Annotated in this window: 12 protein-coding genes; 10 read left to right on the top strand and 2 right to left on the bottom strand. The window is 68.9% G+C overall.

Features of this window, described 5'->3' with window-relative positions:
• Window positions 1-109 precede the first annotated feature (109 nt).
• From G4D83_RS30675 to G4D83_RS30705, 7 genes are all read left to right on the top strand, one after another.
• The gene (locus tag G4D83_RS30675) at window positions 110-790 is read left to right on the top strand and encodes an NUDIX hydrolase (protein ID WP_163868409.1); all 681 of its coding nucleotides are present in this window, start codon (window positions 110-112) and stop codon (window positions 788-790) included.
• An 82-nt stretch (window positions 791-872) separates the two neighbouring features.
• On the top strand, window positions 873-2336 hold the full coding sequence (locus tag G4D83_RS30680; RefSeq protein WP_163868410.1) for an MFS transporter: 1464 nt from the start codon (window positions 873-875) through the stop codon (window positions 2334-2336).
• A gap of 72 nt (window positions 2337-2408) precedes the next feature.
• On the top strand, window positions 2409-3968 hold the full coding sequence (locus G4D83_RS30685; protein ID WP_163868411.1) for a hypothetical protein: 1560 nt from the start codon (window positions 2409-2411) through the stop codon (window positions 3966-3968).
• 55 nt (window positions 3969-4023) lie between these two features.
• The gene (locus G4D83_RS30690) at window positions 4024-4770 is read left to right on the top strand and encodes an HAD family hydrolase (RefSeq protein ID WP_163868412.1); all 747 of its coding nucleotides are present in this window, start codon (window positions 4024-4026) and stop codon (window positions 4768-4770) included.
• Window positions 4771-4903: 133 nt separating this feature from the next.
• Window positions 4904-6028: a pyruvate dehydrogenase (acetyl-transferring) E1 component subunit alpha gene (gene pdhA, locus G4D83_RS30695; RefSeq protein ID WP_163868503.1), complete on the top strand. Its 1125-nt coding sequence runs from the start codon at window positions 4904-4906 to the stop codon at window positions 6026-6028.
• Window positions 6029-6082: 54 nt separating this feature from the next.
• Window positions 6083-7069: a pyruvate dehydrogenase complex E1 component subunit beta gene (locus G4D83_RS30700; RefSeq protein WP_163868413.1), complete on the top strand. Its 987-nt coding sequence runs from the start codon at window positions 6083-6085 to the stop codon at window positions 7067-7069.
• A 5-nt stretch (window positions 7070-7074) separates the two neighbouring features.
• Window positions 7075-8700 carry a pyruvate dehydrogenase complex dihydrolipoamide acetyltransferase gene (locus G4D83_RS30705; protein WP_163868414.1) on the top strand — a complete coding sequence of 542 codons (1626 nt, stop codon included), beginning with the start codon at window positions 7075-7077 and terminating at the stop codon, window positions 8698-8700.
• Window positions 8701-8766: 66 nt separating this feature from the next.
• On the opposite strand, the gene G4D83_RS30710 is transcribed toward G4D83_RS30705, so the two are convergent.
• Complete coding sequence (locus G4D83_RS30710) at window positions 8767-9009, bottom strand: hypothetical protein (protein ID WP_163868415.1); 243 nt, start codon at window positions 9007-9009, stop codon at window positions 8767-8769.
• 185 nt (window positions 9010-9194) lie between these two features.
• Between G4D83_RS30710 and G4D83_RS30715 the strand changes: the two genes are divergently transcribed.
• Window positions 9195-9497, top strand: a complete 303-nt coding sequence (locus G4D83_RS30715) for a DUF2795 domain-containing protein (protein WP_163868416.1) — start codon at window positions 9195-9197, stop codon at window positions 9495-9497.
• 262 nt (window positions 9498-9759) lie between these two features.
• On the top strand, window positions 9760-10917 hold the full coding sequence (locus G4D83_RS30720) for a sensor histidine kinase (protein ID WP_163868417.1): 1158 nt from the start codon (window positions 9760-9762) through the stop codon (window positions 10915-10917).
• On the opposite strand, the gene G4D83_RS30725 is transcribed toward G4D83_RS30720, so the two are convergent.
• The gene (locus tag G4D83_RS30725; RefSeq protein ID WP_163868418.1) at window positions 10889-11485 is read right to left on the bottom strand and encodes a hypothetical protein; all 597 of its coding nucleotides are present in this window, start codon (window positions 11483-11485) and stop codon (window positions 10889-10891) included. The two genes, G4D83_RS30720 and G4D83_RS30725, sit on opposite strands and share 29 nt — an antisense overlap.
• Window positions 11486-11543: 58 nt before the next feature.
• Here G4D83_RS30725 and G4D83_RS30730 point away from each other — a divergent pair, with 58 nt between their 5' ends.
• Window positions 11544-12515, top strand: a complete 972-nt coding sequence (locus tag G4D83_RS30730) for a response regulator (protein WP_176433604.1) — start codon at window positions 11544-11546, stop codon at window positions 12513-12515.
• The last annotated feature ends 16 nt before the right edge of the window (window positions 12516-12531 follow it).

Here is a 12531-nt window from a genome sequence, read left to right on the forward strand (position 1 = left end):
GAGTAAAGCGCGGGCAAGGTACGGTATCGGACACGGGCGGGCAAGCAACGCCGCCATGGCATTCCTACTCGCACACCTTGACGAGCGAACTCCAGGAGAGCAGGCAGACATGCGTCAGAGCCATTCCAGTGTGACTGACATCGAGATCATCGAGGATTTCTCGGCCACGGCGCGCTGCGACGAGGGTTTTCTCCGAGTGAAGAGGCTGCGCTGCCGCAACCGGCGCGCGGACGGCTCTTCCTCGTCTGTCTACCGAGTGGACGTGGTGGACAGGCCCCGGCTGGACGCGGTGTCGGTGCTCGTCTACCGACGCGGTGCGGCGGGACTCGAGGTGTTGACGCGGATGAACCTGAGGCCCGCGGCGTTCTTCAGGAAGGATCAGCGCGACGCGATGACGGTGCCTGATCCCGGTGCGGGCTACTTGAGGGTGGAAGAGATTGTCGCGGGGCTGCTGGAGCCCGAGGACAAGGGCGAGGAAGGCCTGCGACGGCGCGCGGCCGAAGAGGTTCGCGAAGAAGCGGGTTATCCGGTGCGCCCCGAGGACATCCAGCTTCTGGGCGGCTCGTTCTTCCTGGCGCCGGGCATCCTCTCCGAGAAGGTGTTTCCCTCGGCGGTGGACGTCACCGACGTGAAACAGGAGGAGCCGGAGGGAGACGGGTCGCCTCTAGAGGAGGGGACACTCCTGCATTGGAGACCGTTGTCCGAGGTCCTCGACGCGTGCCGACGCGGTGACATCCCGGATGCGAAGACGGAGGTGTCGCTGACGCGGTTGCTCGCCCGATTGGGCTGAGCGGTGTCGGTGGGGTTTCTCGCGGGCCGCGCGCCAGGGTAGGGTGCGCGGCGTTTCCGCACTCCACTGACGAGGTCGCTGCATGTCGTCGCTGCCCCCGTGGCTGGCCAACCTGTTGCCCATTCTCATCCTGCTGGGGGCCGTCTCGCTCGTGCTGGCCCGCCTGCCCAAGGTGGAGCTGGGCCACACGGATGCGTTCCGCCGACGCCGCTTCTTCAACTGGTTCCCGCTGGGGATGACGTACGCGTTCCTCTACATGGGGCGCTACAACCTCAACGAAGCCACCAGCGCGATGAAGGGCCACACGTCCAACGCGGACTTCGGCACCATCTTCTTCTGGGGCACGCTCGTCTACGGCTTCGCCTTCCTGCTCAACGGTCCGCTGACGGACCGGCTCGGCGGACGGAAGACGATTCTCCTGTCCGCCGCGGGCTCGTCCGTGGCGAACGTGTTGATGGGCATCGTCGTCTACAAGGTGCTCACGGAGGGCTGGCAGCCGCCGGGCGGAATCGTGGGGACGCTGTCGTTCCTCTACGCCGTGAACATGTACTTCCAGAGCTTCGGCGCGGTCTCCATCGTCAAGGTGAACGCGTCCTGGTTCCACGTGCGCGAGCGCGGCCAGCTGGGCGGCGTCTTCGGCATCCTCATCTCCCTGGGCGTGTACTTCGCCTACGACTGGAGCCGCTTCATCGCCAAGGCGGCGCCCACGTACTGGGTGTTCTTCGTGCCCGCGGCCATCCTCGCCGCCTTCGTGGTGCTGGACTTCTTCGTCATCCGCGACACGCCTGGCCACACGGGCCATCCGGACTTCGACACGGCGGATGCGTCCAGCGGCGAGGCCCACGCGGGCCTGGGCGTGTGGCCCGTCTTCAAGAAGATGATCACCAACCGCACCATCATCATCATCCTGATGGTGGAGTTCTGCAGCGGCTTCATGCGCAACGCCATCATGCAGTGGTACCCCAAGTTCGCGAAGGCGACGGGCATCGCCGACGGTTTCGTCGCGGCCAACTGGGGCATGCTGCTGTGCGTGGCGGGCATCACCGGCGGCATGTTCGCGGGCGTCATCAGCGACCGCGTGTTCGACTCGCGCCGGGGCCCTGTCTCCGCGGTGCTCTACGCGGGCATGAGCGTGGGCGCGGTGGCCACGCTGTTCCTCCTGGGCAGCCCCGCGCTGGGGTGGACGGTCATCTTCATGTCCCTGTGTGTCATCGGCGTGCACGGCATGCTGTCCGGCACGGCCAGCATGGACTTCGGCGGCAAGAAGAACGCGGGCCTGGCGGTGGGCATCATCGACGGCGCGGTCTATGCGGGCACTGCGCTCCAGTCGCTGCTGCTCGGGCGCATCCTCCCGGCGGGGGAGGTGGCCAAGGACCCCCATAACTGGGGCAACTGGCCCCTGGCCATGCTGCCCCTGTCCTTCGCGGGCCTCCTTTTGGCCACCAAGGTCTGGAATGCCCGGCCCCAGCCCAAGGCGGCCCCCGTGTCGGGCGCTTCCGCCGTCACCCAGGCAGTTTCAGCTCCCAAGACTGGTACCGGGGGCTGAGTTCCCTGTGGACCGCTGGACGTCACGGGGGCGTCACTCCCCCGTGACAGGGTTGTAACGTAGAGTGCTGGTGTGTCCCAGGCACCCGCACCGCTCCATAGCCGCTTCGAGGTTCACGACCGGAAGCAGTTCGAGATCAAGCTCGAGTACCAGCCCTCGGGCGTGGACGAGACGCGCTACCTCGTGGAGGCGCATCTGTTCCTCCCCGGCAGTCTGAACATCGACCAGGAGACGTACCCCCGCGCGGACTTCTACGCGGACATCCACAACTACGTGCGCTTCAAGACGCCGGTGATGGCGGTGCAGGAGCTGCTCTCGTCGGACACCTCGCCGCTGGTGCGGCTGGAGGCGTGGCTGCGCACGGGGCTGGGCTCGGAGCGGGACGTCGTCTACCAGGCCAAGCTCCTGTCGTGCGTGCTGCGCGGTGCGCTGCGCCGCTTCGCCACGGGGGTGGAGTCCCGCTGCGAGGGGCCGGTGGCGCTGCCCACCGACGCGTGCGCGACGCTGGAGTCCGAGGTGGTGGCGATGCAGGCGGGGGTGACGCAGGTGATGGCGCGCTTCCGCCAGTGGCTGCGCTCGGTGGGGGAGCTGCGCCTGCAGGAGCGCTCGCGCGCGTCGCTGCGGCTGGTGGACGAGTACGTCAGCCTGCTGGTGGAGAACGGCTTCCGGCGCTCGGTGGCGGACATGAAGTCTCTGCCGCGCGGAGAGCCGTGGCTGGGGCTGCGCAAGGGGTTGATGGAGGCGGTGCTGCGCGAGGAGTCCTACCGCAAGGAGCACCGGCTGCGCAGCGTGCTGAGCCCCACGGGCGACAACGAGGAGTACATCCAGCGGCTGGGCATGCTGAAGAAGTTCTGCATGAACGTGCTCTTCCTGTCCTCGCGCCGCAGGCAGAAGCGGCAGGGGTGGGAAGAGGTGCTGTTCGCGCTGGCGGCGGGCATCGCGATGGCGTTCGCCACGGCGGTGGCGCTGTGGGCGCAGATCCGCTTCACGCAGGTGAGCCTCAACTTCTTCCTCATCGCCGTGGTCGGCTACATGATGAAGGACCGCATCAAGGAGGGCCTGCGGAGGCTGTCGAGCCGGGTGGCCGCCACGCACCTGTCGGACCGCACCGCGGACCTGGTGGACCCGGTGACGGGGCGCACCATCGGCACGTGCGAGGAGCGGGTGGACTACGGGCCCAAGGTGCCGGACTCGGTGCTGGCGCTGCGGCACCAGGACGACTTCCTCACCGTGTCCCAGGGCGAGCTGACGGAGACGGTCATCCGCTACCGCAAGCACATCGTCCTGGACGCGCGCCTGTTGCCGCGCTCGGACCGGGGGCTGTCGGGCGTCACGGACATCCTGCGGCTCAACGTGGAGCGCTTCCTGCGGGACATGGACGAGCCGGAGCTGGCGCTGGAGTACGTGGACCTGGCGGACCTGTCGGTGGGGCACATCCGAGGCGCCAAGCGCTACCCGGTGGACGTGGTGTTCCGCTTCACGGTGGAGGAGGAGGAGACGGACCGGCGCCAGGAGAGCACGCAGCTGGTGCGGCTGGTGCTGGACCGCAACGGCATCCAGCGCATGCTGCGCTTCGCGGACACGACTCCGGGCGCGCCCACTGGCCCCATGCCCTGGCAGTCGGCCGCCTGACCCGGGCGGTTTCGGCGGCGCTGGAGCCCGGGCGCGGGTAGTCTTCGCCGCGCCCATGGCCCACGAAGACTTCAAGAAGCGCATCCGCGACGACTGGCGCGACAGCCTGAACGCCATTCTGGCCCGGGCCCGCTCCCTCGGTGAGCGGGCGGTGCTGGCGTTCGACCTGGACTCCACCCTGCTCGACAACCGGCACCGGCAGGCTCGCATCCTGAGGGAATACGGCGAGGCCCAGGGCGTGCCGAGCCTCGCCGCCTGTGGACCCGACCATTGGACTTCCGGCTGGGACATGCGTGACGCGATGCGTGCCTGCGGCCTGGAGGAGGCCCAGGTGCAGGCCCACTTCCCGGAGGCCCGCCGCTTCTGGGGCGAGCGCTTCTTCACCAGCGAGTACTGCGAGGTGGACGAGGCCATCGACGGCGCGGCGGCCTTCACCCACGCCGTGGTGGCCACCGGGGCGAGGCTCGTCTACGTGACGGGGCGCCACGAGGGCATGCGCGAGGGCTCCGTCGCCTGCATGCGGCGCCACGGCATGGCGCTGCCGGATGACGAACGGGTGCTGCTCGTGATGAAGCCCACGCCGCGCGAGGACGACGACGCGTTCAAGCGCGAGGCGCACGCGAGGCTGGGTCGGCTGGGCACCGTGGTGGCCGCCTTCGACAACGAGCCCACCCACGCCAACGACTACCGGGTGCGCTTCCCCGAGGCCACCGTGATTCACCTGGCCACGGATCATTCCGGTCGACCGGTGACGCTGTTGGACGGCATCATCAGCGTCCCTCATTTCACCCTCGTTTCCTGACGCACCGCGCCTGGAAGACAGGAGCGGCCCCGAGGGGTTTGAAAGGCTTTGAAGTCCCCCTGCCGCGCGCTATGAGGCGCACGGCGTTTACCGCCCCGGGTGAGGAGGGGCGGACAGCATGGAGGCACCCGCGGTGGCCAGCCCGTACTCGAAAGACCTGCTGTTGACGATGTACCGGAAGATGTACCTCATCCGCCGTTTCGAGGAGCGCGCGGGCCAGCAGTACACGCTGGGGAAGATCGCCGGCTTCTGCCATCTGTACATTGGCCAGGAAGCGGTGGCGGTGGGCCCCATCGAGGCCATGCGCAAGGATGACTACATGCTCAGCGCGTACCGCGACCACGGCCAGCCCCTGGCGCGCGGCAGCGACGCGGGCATGGTGATGGCGGAGCTGTTCGGCCGGGGCACCGGCTACAGCAAGGGCAAGGGCGGCTCGATGCACATCTTCGACATCGAGCACCAGTTCTACGGGGGCTACGGCATCGTCGGCGGGCAGATTCCGCTGGCGGCCGGCATGGCCTTCGCCAGCCGCTATCGCAACGAGGACCGGGTGACGGTCTGCTACTTCGGCGACGCGGCGGCCAACCAGGGCGCGCTCCACGAGACGTTCAACATGGCGTCGAAGTGGAAGCTGCCGGTCATCTACATCTGCGAGAACAACCGCTACGGCATGGGCACGGCCATCTCCCGCACCTCGGCGGTGCCGGAGATCTACAAGCGCGCCGCCGCCTACGACATGCGCGGCGAGCCGGTGGACGGCATGGACGTGCTGAAGATGTACGAGGCCGTGAAGGACGCGGCCGCGTGGTGCCGCGCGGGCAAGGGCCCCGTGCTGCTGGAGGCGAACACGTACCGCTTCCGTGGCCACTCCATGGCGGACCCGGCGACCTACCGCTCCAAGCAGGAGGTGGAGGAGGAGCGCAAGGGCGACCCCATCCCCAAGCTGCGCGACTACGCCCTCAAGAACGGCCTGGGCGCGGACGCGGACTTCGAGCGGATCGAAGAAGAGGTGAAGGCCCAGGTGGACGCCGCGGTGAAGTTCGCGGACGAGTCCCCGGAGCCGAGCCTGGAAGAGCTGTGGCGCGACACCATCGTCGAGCCGGGCGAGCCGGACGTGCGTCCCCGTGAGCGGGTGCTGGGCGTGAAGGTGGAGAACTGGCCGTCGTACCCGAGCGGCCAGGAGCTGAAGGTGACGTGGGACCTGGAGCCGCGCGCGCAGGCCGAGGCGGCGGACAAGAAGGCGGGCCTGACGAACTGAGTCGCAAGGCCCCCCTGACCAACCAACCTTTTTGATTTCGAGTCGGAGCCGACGATGCCCGAGTTGATGTACCGCGAGGCCCTGAACCAGGCGCTCGCCGAGGAGATGGAGCGCGACGCCAACGTCTTCCTGATTGGCGAGGAAGTGGGTCGCTACAACGGCGCCTTCAAGGTGTCGCAGGGGCTTTTGGACAAGTTCGGGAGCGCGCGCATCATCGACGCGCCCATCTCCGAGCTGGGCTTCGGCGGCATGAGCGTGGGCGCGGCCATGGTGGGCCTGCGTCCCGTGGTGGAGATGATGACCTGGAACTTCGCGATTCTGGCGATGGATCAGATCGTCAACAACGCGGCCAAGCTGCGCCACATGTCCGGCGGTCAGCTGCGCTGCCCCATCGTCTTCCGTGGACCGGGCGGCGCCGGTGGCCGTCTGTCCAGCCAGCACAGCCAGTCGCTGGAGGCCAACTACGCGCACTTCCCGGGCCTGAAGGTGATTGCGCCCGCGACGCCCGCGGACGCCAAGGGGATGCTCAAGTCGGCCATCCGCGACGAGAACCCCGTCATCATGTTCGAGGGCGAGCGGCTCTACGCGCTCAAGGGCGAGGTGCCCGAGGGCGAGCACGTCGTGCCGCTGGGCAAGGCGGACGTGAAGCGCGAGGGGACGGACGTCACCGTCATCACCTGGAGCCGCATGTACTACTTCTGCATGCAGGCGGCCGAGGAGTTGGCGAAGGAGGGCATCAGCGTGGAGGTCCTGGACCTGCGCACGCTGCGGCCCCTGGATGAAGAGGCCATCCTGGCGAGCGTGCGCAAGACGAACCGCGCCGTCATCGTCGAGGAGGGCTGGGCGCTGGCGGGTATCGGCGCCTCCGTGGTGGACATCATCCAGTCCAAGGCGTTCGACGAGCTGGACGCGCCAGTGGAGCGCGTGACGGGGCTCGATGTGAACATGTCCTATGCGGCGAACCTGGAGAACGCGACCCAGCCGGACGCGCCCAAGATCATCGCGGCCGTGAAGAAGGTGTTGTACCGCCAGGGAGCCTGACCCGTATGGCCACGCCCATTCAGATGCCGAGCCTGTCCCCGACGATGACGGAGGGGAAGATCGTCAAGTGGCTGAAGAAGGTGGGGGACAAGGTCACCTCCGGTGAGGCCATCGCCGAACTGGAGACGGACAAGTCCAACCTCGAAATCGAGGCCTACGACGACGGCTACCTTCTTCAGATTCTCGTCGACGAGAACCAGTCGGCTCCCGTCGGCGCTCCCATCGCCTACATCGGCGCGCAGGGCGAGAAGGTGGCGGCGGGGGGGGCTCCGGCGCCCAAGGCCGCCGCGCCCGCTCCTGCTGCTCCCGCCGCGAAGGTCGAGGCCCCCAAGGCCCCCGCCGCCGCGCCTGCTCCGGCCGCCGCTCCCGTGTCGAGCGGAGGCGGGGACCGCATCGCCATCCAGTTGCCGAGCCTGTCCCCGACGATGACGGAGGGGAAGATCGTCAAGTGGCTGAAGAAGGTGGGGGACAAGGTCTCCTCCGGTGAGGCGCTCGCCGAACTGGAGACGGACAAGTCCAACCTCGAAATCGAGGCCTACGACGACGGGACGTTGGCGGAGATCGTCGTCGGGGAGAACCAGTCGGCCCCCGTCGGCTCGCCCATCGCGTACCTCACGCCGAAGGGTGGCAAGGCCGCCGCGCCTGCTCCCGTCGCCGCGTCGAAGCCCGTGGGGGCTGCTCCCGCCGCCGCGCCCACGCCTCCGGCCCAGGCCGCGCCTGTCGCGGCGGCACCGGTGGCGTCCGGGGGACGACGTGTTCGCGCCAGCCCGCTGGCGAAGAAGATCGCCAAGGACAAGGGGCTGGACATCGCCCAGGTGCAGGGCTCGGGTCCGTCGGGTCGCGTGGTGAAGCGCGACATCGAGGAGGCCCTGGCCCGTGGAGTGAAGGCTCCTGTCGCCGCTCCCACGGCGCCCGTTGCGCGCAAGGCACCGTCCGCCGCGACGGTGGCCCGTCCCGAGGCCCGCACCGAGCCGCTGTCCTCCATGCGCAAGGTCATCGCGCAGCGGATGACGGAGGTGAAGCCCGGCGTGCCGCACTTCTATCTCACCCTCGAGGTGGAGATGGATGCCGCGGTGAAGGTGCGCGAGGAGGCGAAGGCGATGGAGCTCAAGGTCTCCGTCAACGACCTCATCGTGAAGGCCGTGGCGATGGCCGTGCGCCGCTACCCGAAGATCAACGTCTCGCTCCAGGGGGACCAGGTGGTCCACCACGGCTCGGTGGACGTGGGTATCGCCGTGGCGCTGGAGCAGGGACTCATCACCCCCGTCATCCGCGACGCGGACACGAAGGGGCTCCAGGCCATCTCCACGGAGGTGCGTGAGCTGGCGGAGCGCGCTCGCAAGCGGGCCCTCAAGCCCGAGGAGTACACGGGCGGCTCCATCACCGTGAGCAACCTGGGCATGTACGGCATCGACCAGTTCGTCGCCATCATCAACCCGCCGCAGGCATCCATCCTCGCGGTGGGCGCGGTGGCGGACAAGGTGGTGGCGCGGGACGGGCAGATGGTGATTCGCAAGATGATGACGGCGACGTTGTCGTGCGACCACCGCATCATCGACGGTGCCATTGGCGCGGAGTTCCTGCGGGAGCTGCGTGGCCTGCTGGAGCACCCGACGCGGCTGCTGTTCTAGGCCGTTCTCGTGGCCCGCTCCTCGTCGTGCTCCGTCATCCGGGGCGCACGGGAGCGGGCCGCGCTGTCACTTGCGCGTCGGCTCGTCGCGGCGCGATTCCTCTTCCAAACGCCGCTGCTCGCACGTCACGCTCGCCTGCTGCTCGCGGCTCGTACCCGTCGGCAGGTCGTGCTCCTCGTCCACCGAGCGTCCCCTCATGCCGGGCCAGGGCTCGGGGCGGGTGGCCTCCACGTGCTCAATGTGTTCCTTGTAATCACTGTCGCTGGCCGCGTTGCGCGGCACGTCGTCCGGCTTGTCCTGGTGCGCCATGGCGCTGCCCTCCTGGAGCTGGAGACTCGGGGGGAGTCCCTCAGTCAACGGTGTGACGCGTGGCGATAGGCGTCCACCCCGTGGCTCCTCGGCAAGGCCCGTTCCCTCGCTTGCTGAGCGAGCACGAAAAAAAGGCCGGCAGCCGCATCGGTTCGCTGCTTAACTTGGTCCCAATGAACGACGACATGACACGCGAACGGCTTGTCGAGGGTGTGTCGGAGTTGGAGTCACGGGTCGGTCAGCCGCTGCCACTCGCGCAGTCGCTGCACCAGGCCCTGCTCGGCGCGGTTTTCCCCCTCACCGCTGAAGAGCTCACCTGGGTGGCCCGGGAGAACGAGGCCTCGCCCACGGTGCTGTCGCTGCTGGGCGTGCTGCCCAGGGGCAGCTTCCCCTCCGTGGACGCGGTGGCCGTGGCCCTGGAGCAGGATGCCGAGCGCGCGGAGCCGCTCCCGGAGCCTCGCGCCTCCACCCTCACATCCTCCCGCTGAACCCTCCATCCTCGCGGCGCGTCGGGCCCTCACCCGACGCGCTCGTGACGCCGGCGGCACGTCCGTGCCCCTGCCGGGGAACCGTGCCGTCGTCTGGATTTTCCTGGGGGTCAAACCTGTCTGGTTGCTCTAGAGTTGGGGAGGCATTGCGTCCCGGGGGGACGGTTCCGTCGGCACCCAGAAGAAAGGGAGTCGGAGGAGGCGCTATCCTAGGCGTCACCAGCCTGGCCTCGTCGTGGGATAGCCGGCCAGGAGGAGCGTCATGAACCCGTCTGAACTACCCGCGGTGCTGTACGTCGACGACGACGCCCTCAACCTGCGGGTCTTCGACGCGAACTTCGGCCAACGCTTCCGCATCTTCCGCAGCGCGTCCCCCAGCGAGGCGCTGACGCTGCTCGAGCAGCGCAAGGGTGAGATTGGCGTCATCCTCTCCGACCAGCGCATGCCAGGGATGACGGGCGTGGAGCTGTTGGAGCGCGCCCGCTCGATTGCGCCCGACGCCAAGCGCATGCTCGTCACGGCATACGCGGACATGCAGGCCGTCATCGACGCGGTGAACCGCGGACAGGTGACGCGCTACTTCGTCAAGCCGTGGGACCGCTCGGAGCTGCAGGCGGCGCTGGACGACGCGCTGAAGATTGCGCGGTTGGAGCTGCGCATCCGCGAGGTGGAAGGGCGGATGATGAAGTCGGAGCGTCTGGCCACGCTGGGGCAGGTGACGGCGGGAATCGCCCACGAGCTGATGGGCCCGGTGGGCTACCTCTCGCAGAACGTGGCGTCGCTGCAGCGGGATTTGACGAGCGTCATCCAGTACGTGTCCAAGCACCTGCCGGGAGACCCGAGTCCCGAAGTCGCGGAGACGGTGGAGGACCTGCCGGCGCTCATCAAGGACCTGGCGGACGGCGCCGAGCACCTGCGCCAGGTGGCGTTGGGGCTGCGCGCGCAGGCGCGAGGCGAGGACATGGAGGGCACGGCGGACGTGGCCGAAGTGGTCTCCTTCGCGGTGAAGCTGGCGCGCGCCGAGGTGCGCGACAGGGCTCGGTTGACGAGCAACGGCGAGCCGGTGCGCGTGGCCTTCGGTCCGGTGAAGTTGTGCCAGGTGCTGCTCAACCTCGTGGTCAACGCGGCGCAGGCCATGAGTGGCACCGGGCGGCAGGGGCGCATCGAAGTGCGCTGGTCCGTGCGGACCGAGGACGTGGTGCTCACGGTGGCGGACAACGGCTGCGGCATCCCGATGGACCTCCAGGAGCGCGTCTTCCAGCCGCTGTTCACCACGAAGCCGGTGGGCATCGGCACGGGTCTGGGGTTGTCCATCTGCCGCGAACTGGTGACGCAAGCGGGCGGCAACCTGCGGCTGTCGTCCACGCCGGGCGAGGGCACGGACATCGAAATCACCCTCCGGCGAGCCCCGCTCCCCTGAGGCCGAAGGCGTTGCTGAGCATGCGCCACACACGGTGGAGTGACTCGCCCTCCGAGGGGCGCACGTCCTCCACCAGCACGGCGCGCTGGGGCTGAGCGCCCTCCGGGGCGTACTCCACGATGAGCGCGTAGCGAGGGCCGGGGCGCTCGACGAGGTGCACCGCGCGCACCGCGTCGAAGGGCACCAGCTCCGCGCGGGTGGCGCCGGGAGTCCAGGCCAGGCGCTCCAGGCGCAGGCTCTCCGAGCGGAAGTGCATCACGAAGCGACGGCGTCCCAACCGGGACTCGATTCGCAGGGCGAGTCCCACCAGCGCCGCGGCGACGAGGGCCAGGACTCCCGACGCGGTGGGGAAGGCGCCTTTCTCGTGGCCCACCATGACGGCTGCGCCCACGGCGCAGCCCACGGCGACACCGACACACAATCCCGGCAGCATTCTCCGCTCCCAACGCGGGGGGAGGGATTCGCCCAGCAGGCGTCCGCCGTCGTAACGCAGGCGCACGTCTCCCAGGAGTGGGGGCACCCGGTTCTCCAGCAACGCGTCTTCGAAGCTCGCCACGGACAGCAGCATAGCGGCCCCCGCATGCGAGCCTCGAAGTCCGCGTGAAGCTGTGCGAATCTCCCAAGTCATGGATCTCCCGTTCGAGACCGGTGAGGGCGGCGGTGGGGAGGGGGGAACGCTCGCCTCGACGGTGTTGGTGGTGGACGACGAGCCCGTCGTCCTGGACATCTGCGCTCGGTTGTTGGAGCGCGAGTCGGACCTGGTGGTGCTGGTGGCGGCGAGCGCGGAGGAAGCGCTGCCGATCCTCAGCGAGCAACGGGTCGACGTGCTGGTGACGGACAAGAACCTGCCTGGCATGGGCGGGGTGGAGCTGGTCTCCGAGGCGCGCAATCTCCAGCCGACGCTGGAGGCGCTGATGATTACGGCCTACGCGAGCAGCGAGTCCGTCATCGCCGCCTTCGCCGCGGGTGCCAGCGACTACATCCTCAAGCCCTTCGACGACTTGAGGGTGTTGCGCGCCAAGGTGCGGGCGGCGCTGGAGCGGCGCAGCGCGGGGACACAGGTGCGGGAGCAGGCGCGTGAAGTGGCCCGCGAGGCGGCGACGTTGCTGGCGGCGGGGCATGACGCTCCGGAGCCGGCGCACGAGGCGCTGGAGGTGGAGCTGCGGGCCTACGAGGAGTCCTCGCGCACGGTGCTGGACGGGCGGGTGGCGGTGGTGGGCAGCGAGGAGGCGCTCGCCGTGTTGAAGGAGGCGGGCTTCGAGGTGCGGGAGCTTCCACCGTACGCGCCGGAACTGGAGAGCGTGGACGTGGTGGTGGTGGAGACGGGAGACCCGCAGTGGCGCACGCTCGCGGAGCGGCTCCAGCGCAGGCCCCCGGACGTGCTCCTGTTGGCCAGTCCCCAGGCGGACCTGGGTGACCTGCTGGAGGCCATCACGCTGCGCATGGACCTGGTGGGTTTTGGCAGCACGCAGGGCGCGAGCGCGCTGCCGGAGAAGGTGCGGATGCTGCTCTTGCGCCGAGGCGTGCAGCGGGCACAGGACCGACTCACCGCCGCGCTCTCCGCCTTCCGGCAGAGCATCCCCACGTCGAAGGCCTGAGGCAGCTCGGGAGGGA

Origin of the sequence: Myxococcus eversor, assembly GCF_010894455.1 — a bacterium.
Lineage (GTDB): Bacteria > Myxococcota > Myxococcia > Myxococcales > Myxococcaceae > Myxococcus > Myxococcus eversor.

Excerpts from the sequence above, each read along its gene's own strand:
- G4D83_RS30675 (WP_163868409.1), top strand. The coding sequence starts at position 110 with ATGCGTCAGAGCCATTCCAGTGTGACTGACATCGAGATCATCGAGGAT.
- G4D83_RS30680 (WP_163868410.1), top strand. The coding sequence starts at position 873 with ATGTCGTCGCTGCCCCCGTGGCTGGCCAACCTGTTGCCCATTCTCATC.
- G4D83_RS30690 (WP_163868412.1), top strand. The coding sequence starts at position 4,024 with ATGGCCCACGAAGACTTCAAGAAGCGCATCCGCGACGACTGGCGCGAC.
- G4D83_RS30700 (WP_163868413.1), top strand. The coding sequence starts at position 6,083 with ATGCCCGAGTTGATGTACCGCGAGGCCCTGAACCAGGCGCTCGCCGAG.
- G4D83_RS30705 (WP_163868414.1), top strand. The coding sequence starts at position 7,075 with ATGGCCACGCCCATTCAGATGCCGAGCCTGTCCCCGACGATGACGGAG.
- G4D83_RS30710 (WP_163868415.1), bottom strand. The coding sequence starts at position 9,009 with ATGGCGCACCAGGACAAGCCGGACGACGTGCCGCGCAACGCGGCCAGC.
- G4D83_RS30715 (WP_163868416.1), top strand. The coding sequence starts at position 9,195 with ATGACACGCGAACGGCTTGTCGAGGGTGTGTCGGAGTTGGAGTCACGG.
- G4D83_RS30720 (WP_163868417.1), top strand. The coding sequence starts at position 9,760 with ATGAACCCGTCTGAACTACCCGCGGTGCTGTACGTCGACGACGACGCC.
- G4D83_RS30725 (WP_163868418.1), bottom strand. The coding sequence starts at position 11,485 with ATGCTGCTGTCCGTGGCGAGCTTCGAAGACGCGTTGCTGGAGAACCGG.
- G4D83_RS30730 (WP_176433604.1), top strand. The coding sequence starts at position 11,544 with ATGGATCTCCCGTTCGAGACCGGTGAGGGCGGCGGTGGGGAGGGGGGA.